We start from the raw sequence: 21,216 nt of genomic DNA, 5'->3' as shown, positions 1-21,216 counted from the left end.
ACGGATGAAGCCTCAAGTCAGGAGACAGGCATGTCCCTACGCAGTTATCTTTTCGTGCCCGGAGATCGGCCGGAACGTTTTTCAAAGGCGCTTGCGACGGCCGCGCATCAGGTCGTGATCGACCTGGAAGACGCAGTCGCACCCGATGCAAAAATCCAGGCGCGCGAGGGTCTCGCCAAGTGGCTTGAAACCGGTCTTGCGGACGTGGACAAGCCGCGTGTAATGATTCGCGTGAATGCGTTCGGCACGCCGTGGCATGAAGACGACGTGAAGATGGTGCGCGCGTCGCCGGTCATGCGCGTGATGGTGCCCAAGGCCGAAGTGGCGAGTGAGCTGGCCGATGTTGCAATGCGTTGCGGCGATGGAGTGTCGCTGATTGCATTGATCGAGAGCGTGGTCGGCGTCGTGCAGATGCGCAGTATCGCGCATGAAAAATCGGTCTCGCGGCTTGCATTCGGCTCGTTCGATTATTGCGTCGATGCCGGCGTGGAAGGCAGTGGCCACGAACTCGATTACGTGCGCTCGCAATTCGTGATCGAGTCGCGCTTTGCCGGACTCGTGGCGCCCGTTGACGGCGTGACCCTATCCATTGATGACGCTGATCTGATTGCCGCCGATGTCGCTGCCGGCCGGCGGTTTGGTTTCGGCGGCAAACTCTGTATTCATCCGCGACAGGTCGAAGCCGTGAACCGGGGTTTCGCTCCCAGCGACGCGGATTTTGCGTGGGCCGAGCGCGTGCTGGCCAAGCTCGCGGAGAATCCGAAGGGCGCCATTGCAGTCGATGGAAAACTTGTCGACAAACCCATTGTCGATCGCGCAAAACGCATTGTCGCAAGCCGAATTGTCGCGAACTGATTGTATTGAGCTTATGGAACGTCAACTTCTCCACGTGCGCCGAATCGAATTGAGTGGCTTCCGGCGCGCGGATGGTCTGTACGACATTGAAGGCGTGCTCAAGGATACAAAGACCTACGACCGCTATTCGAGCGGTGTCGTGCGCCTCGCCGGCGAAGCGATTCATCAGATGCGCCTGCGGATCACGGTCAACACGGATTTTCTGATCGTCGATGCCCATGCGGAGTCGGAGGTCGTCCCTTATCCCGGTTTCTGCGATGTGATCGGTCCGGAATATAAGAAGCTGATCGGCTTGACACTGAAGGCCGGCTTCATGCGCGAGACGCGCGCGTTATTCGGCGGCACGAAGGGCTGCACACATTTGACCGAGTTGATCGGCGGGGTGGCGACAGCCGCGTTCCAGACCATGAGCGAGGAGATCAACGCGTCGAACGACCGGCAGCCGTTTCAACTCGATGGCTGCCACGCGCTGCGAGTCGAGGGGGACGCCGTGAAGACGTTCTACCCGAAGTGGTACCGGAGCCAAGCAAAATGAAGCGCGCTGATGTTGGCGATGGCGATACGACCAAATAATTCAATCGATATCAAACCGGAAACGCGGGTCACACGATGACCCGCGCAGCGAACCGGCAGTGAATCCAGGCGCGCGCTATCCGGGGATGATTCGCTCGGCCTTCAGCCGTTCAAACAGGTCAATGAACGCATCCAGCGTGCTTTGGTACGCCAAAAAGCCTGCCTTCCTGCTCTTCGACATATCGGTCACCACCTCCATGGGTCGTCCAAGGTCGGCGTCCGTATGCCACCAGGATACGAGGTTTTCAATCGCAGGCTCCTTGAGCTCAAATTGCGTAGCGATCGCCTGCCACTGCCGGGCGCTGTCCTGCATCCTATGTTCCAACGGACGCAATACGCCGTCGAAAGGTGCCGCTTCAATGCCAAAGTAGTTCGCAATCTGCGACCACATCCATTGCCATCGAAATACATCGCCGTTTGCGACGTTGAAATCTTCGTTCCTTGACTTATCACTGGTCGCCGCCCATTCCAGATGTCGTGCCAGGAGGCGGGCGTCGGTCATATCCGTCAGTCCGTTCCACTGCGTGGCAGAGCCGGGAAATACAAACGGCTGGCCGCTCTGCTTGCACAACGTGGCATACACGGCGAGCGTCACACCCATGTTCATCGCGTTGCCCAGTGCATAGCCAATAATGGTGTGCGGGCGGTGCACGCTCCATGTGAAGCCGAAGCGTGAGGCCGCCTCGAACAATCTGTCCTCTTGCTCGTAGTAGAAGTTCTCTACCGGTTGACGGCCTTGCTCCTCGCGGAACGGCGTCTTGGGAACAGCGCCCGTCCCGTATGCCTCGAAAGGGCCAAGATAGTGCTTCAGGCCCGTGACCAATGCTGCATGACCGTTTTGAAGCGACGGGCCCATGACGTTCAACACGTTGCTTACCATCGCGCCATTGACGCGGATGTTTTCCTTCTCGGTCGCCTGCCGCGCCCAAGCGGCGAAAAACACGGCGTCTACGTCCACATCGTTCAGGGCAGACGCGACTTCATCCCGCGAAGTGAGGTCAGCTGTGCGCATATGCACGCCGGCGGTCGGCGTCCCGCGTCCACGCGACAGGCCGGTTACCTTCCAGTCATCGGATAACAGGTGTTCGGACAGCGCGGTCCCGATCACACCGCTGGCACCGACGATCAAGGCGCGTTTTTGCATGGCGAATAACCAGAAAGTTGAAAAATAGAGCTTATTCGATAGTTGAGTTGTGATTCGCGATAGTATTTCAGTGTATTCACGAAATATTTTCCTTGGTGATATGTCTTCCTCTGAAAGCCTGAAGGGCATCACTCCGTTTGTATATGCAGCCGACTCAGGCAGTTTCGCGTCCGCCGCCGAGCGCCTTAATCTGACAAGTTCGGCGGTCAGCAAAAGCGTCGCCCGGCTGGAGGAGCGGCTCGGCGTGCGGTTGTTCGAGCGAACGACACGCGCCCTCGCATTGACCGATGCAGGCTCGGCGTTCTATGAAACGTGCGTGCGCATACTGCGCGAGCTTGCCGAAGCAGAAGCAATTCTGGCTGCTCAAAAGCTCGAACCCATGGGGCGTATTCGCCTAGACTTGCCGGCGACGTTTGGTCGTCTTGCCGTGCTGCCGATCGTGACAAGGCTCTGCGAGCAATACCCCAATCTGCTGCCGCATGTCACGTTCACGGACCGGTTTGTGGACATTGTCGAAGAAGGGGTCGACGTGGCGGTGCGCATTGGCGCAATGAGTGAGTGGCCCGCATCGATTGCGCACCACTATGTCGGCAACGAGCGTCTCATCTTCTGCGCCTCGCCAGGCTATCTCGAGCGCCGGGGTTTGCCAATGACTACTGAGGCGCTTGTCGAACACGATTGCATTTGTTACGGAAGACCCGATGGAACGGTCAGTTCGTGGACCTTTGCTTCCGAAGGTGGCGCAGTCGTGAAACGCGCGGTGCCTTATCGCCTCGTGTTCGGTGATGCAGAGGCTCAGCTCGCAGCCGTGGAGGCCGGATTGGGGATTGCACAACTCGCGACGTGGCTCGCCAACGACAAGTTGCGTACCGGCCAGCTTATCGAAGTTCTCGCCGACTTCGCGACCGACGGCCTGCCGCTGTTCGTGATCTGGCAGAGAGCGCGCCAACTAACGCCGAAAGTGGCTGGCGTGTTGGACATGCTAAGGGCGTCGCTCGCGGTGCGGTGAAGCGGTCGCGAAAGGTCTTCGTGAAATTGCGAAGGCGACGAACATCGAGGTGTTTAGAGGAGAAGACGAAGGACGCAACTTCACCTTGGTCAAGAATTGGGCTCTGGATAGCGGTCTTCGTCACAAGCTTCTGGTCGATAACGCAACGAAGCTTTTTGGTTTTACAGCGGTATAACGCCTGATCCGCAGTGGTTTGACATTCCTTTAGCTATACGAAATGTGTATGTACGGTGTGACTTTAGGCGAAGTCTCTCGGCGCGTTTAGTTGGGTTTAGTCGCGTTTGGTCGCGTTTGGTAGCGTTTGGAAAAGAGGTGGCCCCGTTCGTTCGGACAGTTTTTTCGATTTTTAAGTGGAACGCTGGGCGGTCACGCTGCCGTTTTCATCGCGGGCAGCATCGCGAAGTAAGCTTCATCCGGGGTCTTGTCCGAAAGACTTGAATGAGGCCTTTGTTGGTTGTACCACGTCAGATAGTTAGCGATCGACTGCCGTGCCTGGCCGACGGACTCATAGGCCTTCAAATATATCTCTTCGTACTTCACGCTGCGCCACAGCCGTTCGATAAAAACGTTGTCTCGCCAGCTTCCCTTGCCATCCATCGACAGAGCGATCCCACGCGACAGGACTGCGTCGGTGAAGACCGTACTGGTAAATTGGCTGCCTTGATCGGTGTTGACGATCTCAGGCACTCCATATTTCGCGAATGCTTCTTCAAGTGCTGCCACCGCATGCTCGGCTTCCATCGTGATCGCAACCCGGTGCGCTAAAACACGACGGCTAGCCCAATCGATCACAGCAGTCAGATATACGAAGCCCTGTGCCATAGGCACGTAGGTCGTGTCCAGTGCGAACACCTGATTGCTGCGCTCGATCTTCCGATCGCGCAGCAGGTACGGCCAGATCTTGTGCGCCAGATGTTTGCGGCTCAGGTTCGGCTTGCGATACAGCGCCTCAATGCCCATTTTGCGCATCAACGTGCCGACGTGCTTGCGTCCGACCACTATGCCCTCTCGCTTGAGCAGGCGCATCAGCATGCGCGCGCCGGCAAACGGATGCTCCAGGTGCAACTCGTCGATGCGGCGCATGAGCGCCAGATCCGCGCCACTGACTGGGCTCGGCGCGTAGTACGCACTGGATCGGCTGATGCCGACTAGCTTGACTTGCCGGGAAACCGGCAAGGGGTGGGCACGATCAATCATTTCTTTCCGCTCAGCAGGCCTGCCTTGCCGAGCGCGCCGGATAAAAAATCGTTCTCCAGCGCCAATTGGCCGATCTTTGCGTGCAGCGTCTTCAGATCCACCGGCGGCTCACTGACGGGCGCGCCCGCCGCGCCGAACACATCGGCCGCTCGCTCTTGCAACTGCCGCTTCCATTCCGTGATCTGGTTCGGATGAACCTCAAACTGCTGCGCCAATTCTGCCAGTGTGCGCTCGCCACGTACTGCTGCCAGTGCCACCTTCGCCTTGAACGCCGCTGAGTGCGTGCGCCGGGTTCTCTTCGTCATCGTCTGGTTTCCTTTGTAGCCATTATGCCAATCTCAGAACCCAGCGATTCCACCTAACCGACTGTCCAGATTCCCGGAGCCACCTCTAAATGACCACGCCGAGAGCCTCGCGCCGGCTTACTGCGCTTCGCGTGCCGCAGCGATGATCGCCGCGGCGACTTCTGCCGGCTTTGACAGCATCGCCACGTGGCTCGCGTCCACCTTTACGACTGTCGCACCGATTTGCTGCGCCATTGCGGCCTGCAGAGCCGGGGGAATCATGCGGTCCTTTTCCGTCAATACCCACCACGACGGCTTGTTATGCCACGCGGCTTCGGACACCTTGTCGTCGGTACAACCGGCGAACCAGGGACCTTGAGTCGCCGCTACGAGGCGGGCTTGTGCAACGGGCAGGTCCTGGGCAAAGTCGTGAATGATTGCATCGGTCGAAAGTGTCAGGTATCCGGCGGAATCTTTCTGCAGCGCCGACGCCCACGGCGGTGCCGGCTTCCCCTTCAAAACGTCGTTGATCGACTGGTCCTTGTCGAGCGCAAAGGCGGCAACGTATACCAGCGCTTTCACCTTGTCGTCATTGCCGGCTTGCGTAATGACTGCGCCGGCCCAGGAATGGCCGACCAGTATGACGGGACCGTTCTGTTGCTCGATCACTCGTTTCGTCGCCGCTGCATCGTCATCGAGCGACCTGAGCGAATTTTGCACCGCCACCACGTGCAAGCCTTTCGCTTGCAGAATGGGGATAACCTTGTCCCAACTCGATCCATCCGCGAACGCGCCGTGCACCAGCACCACGTTTTTGCCCTTCAGGTCGTCAGGCGAAGACGCGGCGCTGGCTGGCGTGAATGCGGCGAGCGACATCAGGCCACCGAGCAGCAGCGTAGCGGCCAGGCATTTTTTGAGCAGGGTGTTCATAATATGAGTCCTCTTGAAGAAATCGGGTTGGCAAGGAAATCAGTGTGCGGATTGGAGAATGCGCTGATTGGGCGAGCTCTTGTATCGGTCAAATGACCGAGCCTGATCTGACGGAGGCTAGACGCGAAAGCTAAAAATGAGGCGAAACTGATGCAAGGCGACTCTGATATCCGGGTGCTGGACGCCGTCAAGGCGCTTGCATTTGTCGGCGACCTCAGCATGGGGCAGCCAACCGATCATTCCCTGCGTACCGGTTGGCTTGCCGGGCGACTCGCCGCCGAAGCCGGCCACGACGACGCTCAGTGCGGCGTTGTCAAGGAAGTGTCGCTGCTGCGCTGGTCGGGCTGCACGGCGAACGCAGCGGGTTTCGCGGAGTGGCTGGGAGACGACATCGGCAGCAGGGCGGACATGCTGGCGATGCGGCCTGGATGGGCCGGCGCCGACGAATCCCCGGGACGGTTCGGTGCGGCAATCACGCCGCTGGCTCAGATTCACTGCGAGGTATCGGGCGAGGTCGCGCGCATGCTCGGACTGGCAGGCGCAACCCAGGTGGCGTTGCGGCACATTTTCGAAAGTTGGGATGGCGCCGGTTTCCCGCATCAGATGCAGGGCGGCAATGTGCCCGATGCCGTGTTTCTCGTTGCGTTGGCCGGTGATATAGAGATTTTCAGCCGGATCTATGGGGTGGAGCAGGCGAAGGTGTTGATCACCCAGAAGGCCGGCCGTCAATATCCGCAAGCGCTTGCGCAACTTGCATTGTCCCGCGCGGCAAAGTGGCTGGACGAGCTTGAACAGTGGAGTACGTCGGCCCATGACGAACCCCTGAATACGCAACCGATGCTGCAAACAAGCGCGCCGGAAATCATCGCTGACGTGATCGACCTGAAGCTGCCCTGGATGGCCGGCTATTCACGGCGCGTAGCCGAAGCGTCGGCAGCGTGCTGCGCGCGCTTGGGCCTTGGTGAGGAGACAGCGCGCCGCGTGTATCTCGCCGGTTTGATCCACGGTATGGGACGCGCGGCAGTGCCGAATGCAATATGGAATACGCCGGGTCGATTGCCCACGGCAGCCTGGGAGAAAGTGCGACTGGTCCCTTACTGGACCGCGCGGGCGGGCAAGCAGATCGGCGCCCTCGCGCGCGAGTCGGAGATTGCCTCGCTTGCCTATGAGCGGCTGGACGGTTCGGGCTATTTCCGGGGCGCAGCGGGCGATGGCATTGCTCGTGAAGGCCAGGTGCTCGCTGCGGCCGCTGCCTGGGTCGCGCTGCGCTCGAAGCGTCCCTGGCGTGAGGCGCTTTCCCCCGAAGATGCCGCAACGCTGCTCCGCGAGCAGGCGTTGGCAGGGCGATTCAATGCCGATGCTGTCAGTGCGCTAATCTCGAACGAATGTGACGAGTATGACGGGAGCGTAATTGCCCAAAAACCCCGCTGCGCCCAAGCAACGCTGCTGTCGCCTCGCGAGTCGGAGGTGCTTCGTCACATTAGCCTGGGCGCCAGCAACAAAGAGGTCGCAAAGGCGCTGGAGCTGAGTCCCAGCACGGTGCGCACGCATGTCGAAAGCGTGTTCCGCAAGCTCGCTTGCTCGACGCGTGCGGCGGCCACTTTGAAGGCGTCGATGCTTGGATTGATTTGATGTCCTGGCGGTTCATCGGACAGCGCTGACATCGATGCCGGTCAATGGGTACTAGCGTGTCAGAAATGCGCCAGGGTGTGCACTGCTCGCTCCAGTTCAACGCCGTGTCCTCGCACACCCGGCGCGCTTGACGCCCGGGACGCTTCCGTACGGAACACGGCCACCGCCGCCGTGAGCCGACGCGCCTGATCTTCCAGCGAGCCGGCTGCTGCGGCTGCCTGCTCGACGAGCGCGGCGTTCTGTTGCGTCACCTCGTCCATCTGCGCGACCGCTACGTTGACCTGATCGATGCCTGAGCTTTGTTCAATTGCCGCTGAAGCAATCTCGCTCATGATCGCGCTGACGCGGGCGATCGCCTTGACGATCTCCGTCATGGTCGATCCGGAGCGTTCAACCAGTTGCGCACCGGACTGCACCCGTGCCGTCGATTCTCCGATCATGCCCTTGATCTCCTTGGCGGCCGCGGCACTGCGCTGCGCGAGCGAACGCACTTCGCTCGCCACCACGGCAAAACCACGCCCTTGCTCGCCCGCGCGTGCCGCTTCGACCGCCGCGTTGAGCGCGAGGATATTGGTCTGAAACGCAATCCCTTCGATGACGCCAACGATATCCGCCATGCGGTGCGAGTCGTCGACGATCTGATGGATCGTGCCAACCACCTGCTGGGTCAGCTCTCCGCCTTCGGCGGCGAGGCTCGACGCGCCTTGTGCAAGCGAGTTGGCCTGCTTGGCGTTCTCGGCGGTCTGCTTGACCGTGGAGTTCAGTTCCTCGATGCTCGCGGCGGTTTCTTCCAGCGACGCCGCCTGTTCCTCGGTGCGTTGTGACAGGTCCGTGTTACCCGATGCAATTTCACGCACACCGGTGTCGATCGACTCCGTTCCCGCACGGACCGTGTTCACCGTCGCGATCAGCGAGTCCTGCATCTTGCGCAGCGCGGTCGCCAGCTTGCCCATTTCGTTGTCGCTCGTCACGTCGATGCGGCCGGTGAGGTCACCACTCGCGATGCGCTCGAATTGCGCGATGGTGGCATCGACCGGGTGAACGATCGCCCGCACCAGCACGACGCGGCCCAGCCACGAGAACAGCAGCGCCAACACCATGCCCACGGCGACGGCAATACTGATGGCATAGAAGCGATCGTGCGCGTCCTGATAGCGTTGTGCGCCGTGATCGATTTGCAATTGCTCAAGCGTGAGCATCGCCTTTTCGTACGCGTTATAGAGTGAAGGAAGCTGGTGAGCCTGCAACTGCTGGAACGCGGTTTTGTCACCGGCCTTGAGCGCGGCCATCGCCGGCTCGATCCCGTTATGCAGGAACGTGGCACGCTTGTCCTGCATGTCTTTGATGAGACGTTGCTCGTCGTCGTCCGTCCCCGCGTGCCTCAAATAGTGCCCTAGGCGGTCGTTCGATACCTTCAGATATTGATCGAAGCGCTTGAGCACCGCTGCGGCACCGTCCTGATCGTTGAGATCGACGAGCGACGCGTAGGTCGCAAGCGCCAGGCGCAGACGCAGCAATTGTCCGGCGCTGCCTTCCAGGTCGGCGACGGCGGGTGTATCGACCGTGTACATCTGCTGTAGCGACGCATTGCTCGCGCGTAGCGACAGCAATCCGGCCGCGGCGCCAAGCAGCAGCACCACGCCGAAGAAGGCAATCATCGCGCTCAAACAAGCGCGAATCGACAGGTTTCTCAGCATTTCTTCTTCCTTGTTTACCGCGCTGATCGGCAAGGCTTTTGCCGTGGCACACGCAGATTTGTTGTGTTGTTCGAGGCCAGTTGCATCAGGCGTAGCCGGCCGAGGGCTCGCCACTATTTGCTTCACCCGGTAACTGCCGGTCCGGCCGCATCACGAAGGCGAGCAGCGTACCGCTCAGCATCAATGCCATCGAGACAATGAACGGGAGATTCCAGTTGCCGGTGTGATCGATGATCCAGCCTCCGACCACCGGGCTGACAATCGCCGCGGCAGCGGACCCCATGTTCATGATGCCGCTCGCAGTGCCCGCGTATTGGGGGGCAATGTCCATCGGCACGGCCCACATCGGCCCGATCGTCATCTCGTTGAAGAAGAAGCCTACTGACAGCGCGAGCGCAGCAAGGGGAATCGACAGCGAATGGACCAGCATGATCGGCGCAAGCGCCAGCAGCGCGAGGAACATGCACGTCGAGACCATGACGTTGCGCGCGAGCCGCAGGTTGCCCGTTCGACGCATGATGAAGTCGGTCAGCTCGCCGCCAAGCCAGTCGCCTAACACGCCGGTCAGGAATACGCCCGACGCGAACAGCGCTGATTTACCCAGTTGCATGTGCTGATGCTGGAAATACTGCGGCACCCAGCCGAGAAAGAGCCACAGGACCCAGCCGTAGCAGAAGTACACCGCGGTCACCGGCAGCATGCGTCGAAGCAGGGCGCGCCAGGGCACGCGGCCGCTTATCCTCGCCACGTTGTAGGCAGGCAGCCGGTCCGCTTCAACGGAACTCATCGAGCGATGCTCGCGCGGGTTGTCGCGGAAATACCAGACCCAGATGAGCGCCCACAGCACGCTGACAATGCCGGTAATGACAAATGCCCCGCGCCAGTTCGTCGTCAGCATGAGCCACGTCACCAGCGGCGGCGCGGCCGCGTTGCCAATGCGCGAGGCAGCATGGGTGATGCCTTGTGCGAAGCCGCGGCGCTCGGGCGTCGTCCAGTTTGACATTGCACGGGTGGCCGCCGGGAAGGTAGCACCCTCGCCGAGACCCAGCAGCAGGCGGGCAAACACCAGCGACATGAGACCACCGGCTAGCCCCGTTAGCACGGTCGCACCGGCCCAGATGAACGCACAGATGGTAAGCGTTCGGCGCGGACCAAAACGATCCGCAAGCCAGCCGCCGAAGATCTGGATGATGAGATACGGATACGCAAAGGCTGAAAAAACAAAGCCTGTTTGAGTATGCGAGAGGTCGAATTCCTTACCGAACTGCGCGGCCGCGGTGCTGACGTTGACGCGGTCTATGTACGTAATGCAGTACATGACGCACAGGAGGATGAGCACCTTCGTGGTGACGCGGCGAAACATGGTGGAAGTCCCCAACGTGTAGTCACATGATTCGCTGCATCTGCCGGTGGCGTGACTGATGCCTGATTCCGGGCGGCAGATCGCCTGATGCCGTCGCGCTCACGCCTTATCCTGCAGGTGCGCCGATCCGTGAATGTTGGGATGAGGGTGGCCGCGACGATGTCTTAAGTACTGTATTCCTCATACAATATCGACAACCATCGGTAAAACTTGAGCAAAAAATTTCGCTCAATGAGGAGACGGTCGGAAATCAGGCGGGGACGCGCGTTGCCTCACCGCGCAATGAAGAGAATCAATTGCTTGATACGGGCCGGCAGGGACCGGCGCCGCGCGGTTGAGATGTGAAGGGACTAACTGGGTACATTGAGCCGTAATGGGCTCTTGCCGCTACCGCGGCAAGAAAATTTCAAGTCAGGTGCACCTGGAAGCGGCTAACCTGCAACCCGGGGGCCGCAGACATCAAGGGCGCGCTTCATCCGAAGTCAAATCGCTGGTCAAGTCGCTGTTGCTTGCCACTTGCCGGACGCGCTCTTTAGACGGGGCGGCAACGGCGGCTTGCGGGATATCGAAGAGCGGCTTCTCAGGGTGCACAAACAACCAGAGCACCGTGCCTACCGCGGCCGCCAGTGCGATGACGACCAGGGCGCTCCCCCAGTTACCGGTGAGTTTCACCATGAAAGCGACGGCAACGGGTCCCGCGACGTTCGATGCGGCTCCCCACAGGTTAGTCCAGCCAGACATCACGCCGGTAAAATCTCGCGCCAGGTCTTGGGCTGCCGACCAGACGACGACTTGCACAAAACCTACCGCAGCGAAAGACAGGCACAAGAAACCAATGACGGCCGCAATATTGACGGCCCATGAAGCCAGACAGAGGGCGATAGCGCTAACAAGAAATCCCACCATGGCGACCGGAGCGCGAGCGGCCCAGACCGATTGAGTGCGCTTCAATATCTTGTCGCATACGATCCCCGCCACAAATACCGCCACGAATACGGCGATCCATGGAAGCGATGCCGCGAATCCCATGGACTTGAGCGAAAGCCCACGTGCGCGCATAAGATAAGTTGGCAGCCAGGTCGTATAGAAACTCTGGATCAGGACCAACAGAAAGTACTGGATACCGAAAAGCCAGAACCGCGGATGCCGGAGACACCTCAGGAATACCCCTTTGGCTACCGCCTCTGGTTCCGACTGTCCCGCAGCGATATACGTTGCCTCCTCGGGGGTAATCAGAGGGTGCCGCGCGGGCACATCGCGATAACCGAACCACCAGGCAATTCCCAATACAAGGCCGATTGCACCGAACACATAGAAGACGGAGTGCCAGCCGAACTGCAAGATCATCCAGGCAGTAAGAGGCGCGGAAATGATAGGTCCGAGATAGAGACCACCCAGGAGAAAGGAGTTCCCCTTCGCGCGTTCATTCTTGGGAAACCAGCGTTTCACTGCGAGCACGCCGCTTGACCAGTCAGCAGATTGTGCGCCTCCGAGCAGGGCGCGGCAGCCAACGAGCCAGTTAAAACCCACGCCGAACGGCGTCACTATCATCATCAAAGACCAAAGAGCGCTTGTTCCAAACAGCACCTTCCTCGACCCATGACGCTCGGCCAGTCTTCCGGCAGGGATTTGTCCCAATGCGTACGTCCAGAAATAGATGGTCAGGATCACTGACATCTCGACAAGCGAAAGACCAAGCTCCTTCTGGATCGTGGGCGCAGCGATCGTCATTGCAGCGCGATCCAGCGTCATGACGAAGGTGATGGGAGCGACCAGTAGCGAAACAATCCCCCACCGTAAATTGCCGATTCTTTTTGGCATTCTCACTGCTCCAAAGATAATTAACGACGCGCTGTTATGGAATCACTGCTACCGCTGTGGTCTTGCCAATTGCTTCCGGATCGTCACGCTCCGCCAGCTGCTCATGCTGCTCATGCCTTAAGCGGAGGGGAAGGGCGCGCTATTCATACGTTCAACGCAGATCTCATGCGTGCGCGTTGTTCGTGCCAACAAAGCCGCTGCCGAGACAAGCCCTTCGTCAGCGCCGTAGATATGAAATAGTCCGTCGCCGGGCTCGACGTACTGGCCCACCGTGGCGAGAAGATCTACGCCGGCACCCAGGTCCGTCGGAGCGCCGGCTTTTCGCGCAATTCCCGCGATGGCCCAGCCATCAATGCTTGAGACGATGCCACCCTGTTGTGCCACAACCGTTTGTACAAAGTTGCCGACTGAAACCGGCGGAACCCGCCGGCCCTGGCTATCGACAATGCTTTCGAATGCAATTCGGGCTCGGCCCGAAGAAAGCAGCGATTCCGCGATCTGCCGACCCTTGGAAACAGTGCCTACGGCCGGCGCCCAAGCAAGAATCTCCGCCGCAAAACGGAGCGCTTTTTCGCGCAGGTCGGCGGGTGCAGACGGGTCGTTATCCAGCACCTGCTTGACGTCCCGTACCTCGAGTGCCGGTCCGATGCCCCGCCCGATCGGGCTGCTGCCATCGGTGACCATGGCCTTTACGTGCAAGCCCAGGCCTGCTGCGACATACTCGAAAAGATTACCTAATGTGCGCGCTTCGAGTTCGTCCTTCAACTTGGCGTGCGGGCCGTAAGGAAGATCGATGATGACGTGGGTGGATCCTGCCGACCACTTCTTGGATAAAATCGATGCAACGGACCAGCGGTTTGAATCGAGGCCAAGCGGCCTGGTAAATGCATTGATCCGATCGTCGATCAACGAGTGATTCAACCGTCCGTTCCACGCAATACAAGCGCGCGCTTCACTGACGCAACGACGTACCTCTGCGCTGGTGAGATCGACACGTGCAACCGTCTCCATTGCATCGGCAGTCCCCGCGGCAGAGGTGATTGCCCTCGATGACGTCTTTGGCATTGCAAGCCCGAACGCCGCCACAACAGGTACTACGATCAAGGTGATCCGGCTACCCGGGACGCCTCCCATTGAATGCTTGTCAACGAGTATTGGCTCGTCCCATTCGATGCGTGGCGTCAGCTTGCAACGCACCTTTGCCAACGCGAGCACTTCGGCGTCGGACAGGTTTTGCGACGCGTGCAACAGGAACGCGTTGATATCCCGGTCCGAATAACGCAGTGCAAGAATGTCGTCGAACACACCGCTATATTGAGCTTCGTTCAGTGCTTCCCCGGCAATCTTTGCCTTCAAGGCGCGCATGCTGGGCGGAGCAGGCTGTGTGGCGCGGCGAAGCGCTGCGACGAAACGTGCTATCCCCTGCTCAAGCGTTGTGTCGTTCATGACCTTCAGGACCTCAACGTCGGCAGAGGTCGGCTCGACCTGACGCGCCACGCGTTTTACAACCTCGTCGTGGGTTTCCCTGCCTCGTGCGAGAATTCTTGCAGCGAGCACGGAAGCGGGTGCGTTCACGTCGACTACCACCAGCCGCGGTACGCGAGTTGAAAGCACGTCGATCATTGCCCGCGACCCGTTAGCGATGACGTGATGCCCCCGCGAAAGGGCGTCGAGAAGATCATGACGCAAACCGTATCTTAGTCCGTGGGCCGACCAGGTAATAAGGAATTCTCCTTGACTGTCCAGGCGCGCGAACTCGGTTTCATTAAGCGCTTCGTGATCTTCGCCCGGCGAGCCGTGAGGCCGGGTGACTACCCGACGCGCGAAGACGAAATCGCTGAGAACTTCACGCGCTCCGTCAATAAGCGAGTCTTTGCCGGCGCCGCTCGGGCCGACCACAAAAAAGAAGATTCCGTCGGACATGAGGGTATTACTCCGCCTCGTCCAGACCGATGTCAATGCACACCGAAGCCTGGTTTATCTTGCTCGTGGAGATATAGTCGACGCCCGTTCTTGATATTTCCCCGATTGTCGCGAGGCTGATACCGCCAGACGCTTCAAGCTTCGTACGGCCATTGACCAACTTCACGGCCTTGGTCATTTCCTCGACCGACATGTTGTCGAGCATGATGACGTCAACGCCGGCTTCCAGCGCCTCCTCCACCTGCTCGATGCGATCGCATTCGACTTCAAGCTTCGTCAACACTGGCAATTGGCGACGCGCACGTTGCACAGCCTTCATGATTCCGCCGCAAACCGCAATGTGGTTGTCTTTAATCATCACGCCGTTATCAAGTCCAAGGCGGTGGTTCAAGCCGCCGCCGCAGGTCACCGCATGCTTCTCCAGCATGCGCAAACCGGGTGTGGTCTTGCGCGTGTCAATCAATCGTGCGCGCGTTCCCGCGACTGCCTTGACGTACTCTGCTGTGAGGTTGGCAATGCCCGACATGCGCTGCAGGATGTTAAGCGCCGTTCGCTCGGCGGTCAGCACGCTTCGCGCATTTCCCCGTACGTCGAGAAGCACAGCCCCCTTCTTGACGTGGTCACCGTCCTTGACACGTACGACCACTTCAAGCGTTGGATCGTAGCGCTTGAACACCCGCGCTGCGACGTCGATACCCGCCACGATCAGATTCTCGCGCGCATTCATGAAGAATGCTCCCGTTTCGTTCGCTTCAATCATGACCTGTGCGGTTAGGTCACAATACCCAATGTCCTCGGTCAGCCACGTGTCGATCAGGCGATCCGTTTGAAATACGTCGTACATGTCAATCTCCTAGTGTATAAAAAAACAATTGTTTGTTGGTCGACAGGGGCACCAAAAGAAGTGCCTCCAAGATCGAAAGAAAATATCGGACTACGAAGTAGATAAGATTTGAAATGTAATATTGAAAGTGCGATAAGGCGTCTTACTTGAATTGGTGTACGTGTCGTGTCGGCCTGCGATTGCAGCGTCCACGCTCAAAATCTAAGCCGACCCCCAACACTGAGCAGGTTGAAACGACTGCGGCGGTCATGACGAACTCGATGCTCGACTGATCCGGTGCCGCGCGTGCACCGATATCCGCCAGTGACCACCGGAGAGCAACACCCGCGGCGCCAAGCGTTCGAGATCCCGTTCGCGCAGCATGGGTAGGCTGTAGCAACGGCGGAAGGAACTGCCCGATACGCAATGTCTTTGTCATCTGGTCGACTTCTCCGAAGCGTGCATCAGGATGTGTTCGATTTCTCAAAGTCTAGTGTTCACATTATAATTTGGCAAGATATCTAAGTATATTTTTGTTGGTGCATGTGTGCTTTAGTTTGGTGAAAACCCTTATTTAATGCATCATTTAAGGGAATACCCCATCTGAAGCCACCTATGTGGAAATTATGTTTTTAAGGAAAAATACAATGTGTACGCTCGATAAGACTTCATTCAAGCACTTTGGAAAACGCGCTGTTGGCGAGTGCAGGAGATGGAGGGAGTGAAGGGCGCCCAGCAGCAGGGCGGGGATCATCAAAACATCAAGGAACTCGAAAAGAAGTATCAAGTATCCGGGTTTCGTGCCGTACACCGATTAGTACACAACTATCTAAAAGACCTCATGAAGCGCCTTACATTTCAGCAACAGTTGTGGATCCCTTTGGCACTCTCCCTGATTTGCCTGATCTCTGTGGCGGGCTTCGGGGCTTACCAGACTCGTGAGGTCCGTCTGGAAGAAAGGCAGCATTCGTTAAAAGATGCTGGCGATATCGCGATGAGCATCACGCGCCGTTACGCAGCGCTGGCTGCTGACGGAACGTTATCGACGCCTGAAGCGAAGAAGCAGGCACTCGCGCAATTGCGAGCGATCCGTTATGGCGCTGACGGGTACGTATCCATCGTAGATTCAGACTGCCACGCCGTCATGAATCCTTCCAAGCCGGAAACCGAGGGCAAGTACTTTGGCGACTATCAGGATTCCAACGGGAAGTACGTGTACCGCTCGATGGCTGCGATCGCGAAGGGTTCTGGGGATGGGTTCGTTGACTATGCCACGCCGCGGCTGGGTTCGAAAGAACCCGTGCGAAAGCGCAGCCACATTGCCACCTTTAAACCCTGGGATTGGTCGTTCGTGACAGGGGCCTACCTGGACGACATTGACGAGGCGTTCAATGCATCGCTGCGCCAGTTGGTTGTGCTCGTCGCCATCATCGCTGCCATGCTGTCCGGTGCCGTGTACCTGGTGAACCGTAGGCTGAATCGGTCGCTAGGCGGTTCACCGGAATATGCAGCCCAGGTCGTGAGCGCTACAGCGGGTGGCAACCTCGCGCAACACATAGACCTGCAAGCCGGCGATCGAGGCAGCCTTCTGTTCAAGCTTCAGGAGATGCAGGCGCAACTGCGTCAGGCGGTGGTCGCGATCATCGGCGCGGCGAAGTCCATTGGAACGTCCACAGATGAAATATCGTCAGGTAACGCGGACCTCTCGAGAAGAACCGAGGAGCAGGCTGCGTCGTTGGAAGAAACTGCCGCAAGCATGGAGCAACTTACCTCAGCCGTGAGACAGAACGCCGACAACGCGCGACAAGCTTCGGTGCTTGCCGGCGATGCCTTCTCCATTGCCAATCGCGGCAATGAGGTCGTCTCGGAAGTCGTCGCTACCATGGATGAGATCACCGACAGTACGAAGCAGATTGGAGAGATCCTTGGGATGATCGAAGGAATCGCTTTTCAAACCAATATCCTCGCACTTAATGCGGCTGTCGAGGCGGCGCGGGCAGGCGAACACGGCAGAGGATTCGCCGTCGTTGCCTCTGAAGTCCGGAATCTGGCACAGCGTTCGTCCACCGCCTCAAAAGACATCAAGAGACTGATCGAGCATTCGAATGGTCGCGTTCAGAGCGGCGCCACGCTCGTCGACAACGCTGGCCAGTGCATGAAAGAGATACTGGTATCAGTTCAACGAGTGACTGCGATCATGAAGGAGATCGCATCGGCCTCCGAAGAGCAAAGCGACGGGATCGAACAAGTGAACAAGGCCGTCACCCAGATGGACGAAGTAACGCAACGAAACGCAGCGCTTGTGGAGCAGGCGGCAGCAGCCGCAGTGTCCATGCGCGAGCAAGCGCATGGACTTGTAGAGAGTGTTGCTGCGTTTCAGGTCGCTTGAGCTCACGCTTCTGACTTCAGTTTTGCCGCAACTCCTGAAGGTCGGGCTCCATCTCGGCAACCAGCCACGCCTTGATCCGTTCCACCTGGCCTCGCGCGGGCCGTTGCCCGCTGATTCGAGCCACGCGAATTCCGCGGCACGCTTCGACGCCATCGGCGGGTCTCTAAAAGCTGATCGTGGCCGTGACGGTGTCCGTGTAGGTACCCGGCGCCGGTGTGTTCTGCGCCGGCACCCGGCCGTAGACACTGATCACTTGTGCGTCGCCGGTGCCCGTGTTTGTCGCCGGGGACGTGCCCAGCGTGCCGTCGCCCCATGGCGTCGTGAATTGCGTATCCGTGTACAGCTCATAGCCGAGCGTCGCGCCACCGCCCGATCGCATCATCTTGCGGGCGTTGAGCGTGCCGTTCGCGCCACCGTTCAATGTGATCTTGTAGGCATTGCCATTCGTGCACTGCGCGGTGATCGCTCCATTTGCTGTCAATGCGGTGTCCAGCAAGCCAACCGCGTTGAAGGCGATGTTGGTCGCGCTGAGGTTGCAGTTGTTCACGACCGTCGCGCTCGCGTTGAAGCCGAACGTGCTTGTTGCTGCCAGAGCCGAACACGGCCACCCGCCACCCTGCAGGTAGAACAATACGTTGAACGATGTGTGTGCGCCGTGAAAATTCTGCGTGTAGAGCGTGTTAGCGTTATTGACGGTGCGGACTGCCGGCTGGTTTGCCAAAATCCGGCCATACACCGTCACTACCTGCTTGGTGGATGTGCCGGTCGAGGGCTTGATCATCGTGAATGAAATTGGCACAGTGCCGTGGGATGTCGAACCCCACGCCACAGAATGCCCCGGGTCGCTGTAAAGATCGTATTGCAACTGGTTCGTGCCGTTCGAAAGATGGCGGGGACTCGTGCCGCCGAGGTTCAAACAGATTTGCACATTCGGCAACTGCGTGGTGGCAGGCCACGTGCAGGTCACACTGACGGTACTGGTTGCATCGAACGCCTCGCGGCTGATCGGACTGACCGAGCCAAAATTCAGGTCCGTCGCCACCGCCGTGCAGGATTCTGCGCTTGCCTCGGTGGGCATCGAAAATAACACGACCGCCAGCACGAAGAGCGAGAGCGAGCGTTTCATCGCGTGTCTCCTGCTTGGCGAAGGCACGTCAACGGTCCGATGGTCGGCAGCGTGCCATCGCCGGGACGTATATAAGGAAAGCTCACGCGGCAATGCAGCGCACCGCTGTCGATCACCAGGTGATTATCTTTTTGCAGGCCTTCGATAAAACTCAGCCCGTCATAGCCGACGATGGTCTTTTGGCCGCTCTCCTCGTGCCGCACGCTCGCGCCCGGCGGCAGCAGCTTGCCGTCCGGCCCCTGCAGGATCACCGACGCCGCGCTATAACGCGTCACCCCGAAATGCGCGAGTACGCCCGATTGCGCCTGCGGCACGAGGGTCATCGTCGTGGTGGCGATGCGGGCATCGGCGGGAAGCTTCATGCCGTCGATACCCACCCGGTTGTCCTGATACGAATTCAGGTCGGGCACCAGCAGATGCCCCGCACGATCCGTCGTGCCGATCAGGCGGTTCTCGTGCAGCACGGGAATCCCGGCGACACCGTCCGTGGAGATCAACGCGAAGCCATCGTAGATACGGCGCGATGGCTGCACGCTGCCGTCCATCAGCACCACGGTGCCCGATAGATCCAGCGACGCCGTCGTGCGACTGGAGATCTGCTGCGCCATTGCCGTTACCTCACCGCCCTTGCCGAGATACTGCACCTGCGCCTGCCGGTACGGCGCCGGGCCCGCGTCGCCTGCTTGCACGCCCCAGCCCCAGCCGCCGTCGTAATCGGGCGGACGGCTTGCATTGACGTTGTAGTTCGGCTGCCCGTTCTGGCGCCCGACTGTCGTGTTGGCCGATGTATTGTTGCCAAGGCCAAAGCTCACGCTGATAAACGCGCCACGCGAATCGCGCTGCCTGAAGTCCTGATAGGCGCTGACATTCACGGACGCCAGGTTGCCCACATTGAGCGTGTAAGACACCGAGCCGATCTGCGAGGTCCGCGCCTGCGGATACTTGAAGCCGATATAGCTCAACGACAACGTTTGCGCGTTGAAAAAAGGGATCGCCAGCGTCACGCGATCCGTGGCGGTGGGCACAGGCGTGCCATCGCTCGCCGCAAGGTCGCCGTAGTTGCCGAACGCGCGGATGGTCTGGGCATCGATAGAGAAATACGGTTCGATCAGGTCATAGCCCAGGCTTGCCTGCGTGCCGGCGAGGCGCCCCGTGCTTACCGCGAGCGAACCGTTGAGCACGCCCGCCATGCCAAGCCGCACGAGCGCTCCGGCACCGGCGTTATACACGTCACGGATGGCTTCCGCATGCGCTTCGAGCGTCAGGTAGTCGTTGACGCCATGGCGTGCCGATGCGCTCAGCGCGGGATTCGGATCGTACCGGAACGAATCCAGTCCGTAGGCGCGGCGCAGGAACCCGGCTTCGAACGAATAACTCGTCAGGCCCGCGGCAAGCAACTGCGTATCCACATAGAGCGGCACGGATGTCTCGACCGTGCGTCCCAGCGCGTCGCGCGTGATCACGGTCGCTTGGCCGCCGCCAGTGATGCCCGGCACATTGTTCAAAATGAACGGACCGCTTGGCACATTGCCGCTGAACTGGCGCACGCTGTTCACATAGAGATCCACCGCCGACGGCACAACCGCCGAGCCGCTGAAAGCCTGCACGGGAAACGTCACGAGATCGGGGCGCAACGCGAAGTTGCTGCGCCACTGGAAGCCGCCCATGCGCACCGAACGCGACCAGGCGAGCGACGACGAGATGGTGTCGCCCATCTGTTTCGTATCGAGCGAGACGGGATCGGACGTGCTCCACGATGTATCGAACCGCGTATAGCGATGATCGCTGCCGTACAGGTATGCGACCCCCGTGTTGCTGAATACGCCTGCGGGATCGAAGTAACGTTCCTCGCTCCAGATTGCGAGCGGTGCTTCGGTATCGGATTGCGCGTAGGCGTCGTAGTTGATCAGGAAGCCGCGAGACGACGTGGCGGGTGGCGGGGCTAAATGCGCGCGGGTATCGAAGGTATAGGGTTTGCGGATGTCGTCGGGCACCTGCAGCGTGACGCGTTGACGCGCTGCGTCGTAGGTGTAGTGAAGACCACGAATGGAATCCAGCGGCACCTCCGCGGTGTCCGCAATGCCGAGCCGGTCGATCGCAATGCCGATGTTGCCGAGGTCTTTACCGGCTGCGGACAGACGGCCGCCCGACTCGCGAAATTGCGCGATCAAAATGGAACGCTCGCCATTGAGCGACACGTCGAGATACAGGTCATGCGACGGGTTTGCACTGGCGTCAGGGCGTTGCGCACCAAGCCGGCCGAGGGGCTGGCCGTGCTGCTGTGCTTGTGGCTGCTGTGCTTGTGGCTGCTGCGCTTGTGGCTGCTGCGCTTGTGCGACAGCGCGCGTGCACTCCAGAGTAGCAACCAGTTCCGTTGCGGCAAGCGCGATCTGGAAGCTTCGGGAGTGACGTCTGAGGCGTCGTCGGATTTTCATCGATTCAAATTGGGA

At 59.4% G+C, this 21,216-nt stretch carries 15 protein-coding genes; 5 read left to right on the top strand and 10 right to left on the bottom strand.

What is annotated here, in order from left to right:
* The first annotated feature begins 30 nt into the window (after nt 1-30).
* Nucleotides 31-855, top strand: a complete 825-nt coding sequence (locus BSU04_RS16215) for an HpcH/HpaI aldolase/citrate lyase family protein (protein WP_089161543.1) — start codon at nt 31-33, stop codon at nt 853-855.
* Nucleotides 856-868: 13 nt separating this feature from the next.
* Nucleotides 869-1,390 carry a DUF2889 domain-containing protein gene (locus BSU04_RS16210; RefSeq protein WP_089161542.1) on the top strand — a complete coding sequence of 174 codons (522 nt, stop codon included), beginning with the start codon at nt 869-871 and terminating at the stop codon, nt 1,388-1,390.
* A gap of 114 nt (nt 1,391-1,504) precedes the next feature.
* On the opposite strand, the gene BSU04_RS16205 is transcribed toward BSU04_RS16210, so the two are convergent.
* Nucleotides 1,505-2,572 (bottom strand): SDR family oxidoreductase, encoded by a 1,068-nt coding sequence (locus BSU04_RS16205; RefSeq protein ID WP_089161541.1) that lies wholly within the window; start codon nt 2,570-2,572, stop codon nt 1,505-1,507.
* A gap of 100 nt (nt 2,573-2,672) precedes the next feature.
* On the opposite strand from BSU04_RS16205, the gene BSU04_RS16200 reads away from it, so the two are divergent.
* A complete protein-coding gene (locus tag BSU04_RS16200) occupies nt 2,673-3,581 on the top strand; it encodes a LysR family transcriptional regulator (protein WP_089161540.1) in 909 nt (302 codons plus the stop codon).
* 366 nt (nt 3,582-3,947) lie between these two features.
* On the opposite strand, the gene BSU04_RS16195 is transcribed toward BSU04_RS16200, so the two are convergent.
* Both BSU04_RS16195 and BSU04_RS16190 read right to left on the bottom strand, forming a co-directional pair.
* A protein-coding gene (locus BSU04_RS16195) for an IS3 family transposase (protein WP_373452836.1) occupies nt 3,948-5,083 on the bottom strand; the annotation gives its coding sequence in 2 pieces (ribosomal slippage) (nt 3,948-4,819 and nt 4,819-5,083; 1,137 coding nt in all).
* A 117-nt stretch (nt 5,084-5,200) separates the two neighbouring features.
* The gene (locus BSU04_RS16190) at nt 5,201-5,992 is read right to left on the bottom strand and encodes an alpha/beta fold hydrolase (protein ID WP_089161538.1); all 792 of its coding nucleotides are present in this window, start codon (nt 5,990-5,992) and stop codon (nt 5,201-5,203) included.
* Nucleotides 5,993-6,142: 150 nt separating this feature from the next.
* Here BSU04_RS16190 and BSU04_RS16185 point away from each other — a divergent pair, with 150 nt between their 5' ends.
* Entirely contained in the window at nt 6,143-7,624 is a 1,482-nt protein-coding gene (locus BSU04_RS16185; protein ID WP_089161537.1) for an HD domain-containing phosphohydrolase, read from the top strand.
* Between the two features lie 59 nt (nt 7,625-7,683).
* Here BSU04_RS16185 and BSU04_RS16180 read toward each other — a convergent pair whose 3' ends face one another.
* From BSU04_RS16180 to nadC, 5 genes are all read right to left on the bottom strand, one after another.
* On the bottom strand, nt 7,684-9,321 hold the full coding sequence (locus BSU04_RS16180) for a methyl-accepting chemotaxis protein (RefSeq protein WP_089161536.1): 1,638 nt from the start codon (nt 9,319-9,321) through the stop codon (nt 7,684-7,686).
* Between the two features lie 85 nt (nt 9,322-9,406).
* A complete protein-coding gene (locus BSU04_RS16175) occupies nt 9,407-10,684 on the bottom strand; it encodes an MFS transporter (RefSeq protein ID WP_089161535.1) in 1,278 nt (425 codons plus the stop codon).
* 459 nt (nt 10,685-11,143) lie between these two features.
* Nucleotides 11,144-12,505 (bottom strand): MFS transporter, encoded by a 1,362-nt coding sequence (locus BSU04_RS16170; RefSeq protein WP_089161534.1) that lies wholly within the window; start codon nt 12,503-12,505, stop codon nt 11,144-11,146.
* A gap of 117 nt (nt 12,506-12,622) precedes the next feature.
* Nucleotides 12,623-14,428, bottom strand: coding sequence for a phosphonate metabolism protein/1,5-bisphosphokinase (PRPP-forming) PhnN (phnN, locus tag BSU04_RS16165; RefSeq protein ID WP_089161533.1), 1,806 nt, complete (start codon nt 14,426-14,428; stop codon nt 12,623-12,625).
* Between the two features lie 7 nt (nt 14,429-14,435).
* The gene (gene nadC, locus BSU04_RS16160; protein WP_089161532.1) at nt 14,436-15,272 is read right to left on the bottom strand and encodes a carboxylating nicotinate-nucleotide diphosphorylase; all 837 of its coding nucleotides are present in this window, start codon (nt 15,270-15,272) and stop codon (nt 14,436-14,438) included.
* A gap of 820 nt (nt 15,273-16,092) precedes the next feature.
* Here nadC and BSU04_RS16155 point away from each other — a divergent pair.
* The gene (locus tag BSU04_RS16155; protein ID WP_089161710.1) at nt 16,093-17,640 is read left to right on the top strand and encodes a methyl-accepting chemotaxis protein; all 1,548 of its coding nucleotides are present in this window, start codon (nt 16,093-16,095) and stop codon (nt 17,638-17,640) included.
* A 163-nt stretch (nt 17,641-17,803) separates the two neighbouring features.
* Here BSU04_RS16155 and BSU04_RS16150 read toward each other — a convergent pair whose 3' ends face one another.
* Nucleotides 17,804-18,766, bottom strand: coding sequence for a Csu type fimbrial protein (locus tag BSU04_RS16150; RefSeq protein WP_089161531.1), 963 nt, complete (start codon nt 18,764-18,766; stop codon nt 17,804-17,806).
* Nucleotides 18,763-21,201: a fimbria/pilus outer membrane usher protein gene (locus tag BSU04_RS16145; protein WP_089161530.1), complete on the bottom strand. Its 2,439-nt coding sequence runs from the start codon at nt 21,199-21,201 to the stop codon at nt 18,763-18,765. The genes BSU04_RS16150 and BSU04_RS16145 overlap by 4 nt, the downstream gene beginning before the upstream one ends.
* Nucleotides 21,202-21,216: the final 15 nt, after the last annotated feature.

This window comes from Caballeronia sordidicola (assembly GCF_002220365.1).
Lineage (GTDB): Bacteria > Pseudomonadota > Gammaproteobacteria > Burkholderiales > Burkholderiaceae > Caballeronia > Caballeronia sordidicola_C.
Note: the sequence above shows the minus strand (reverse complement) of the source record. Positions and strands in the feature narration are given on the sequence as shown.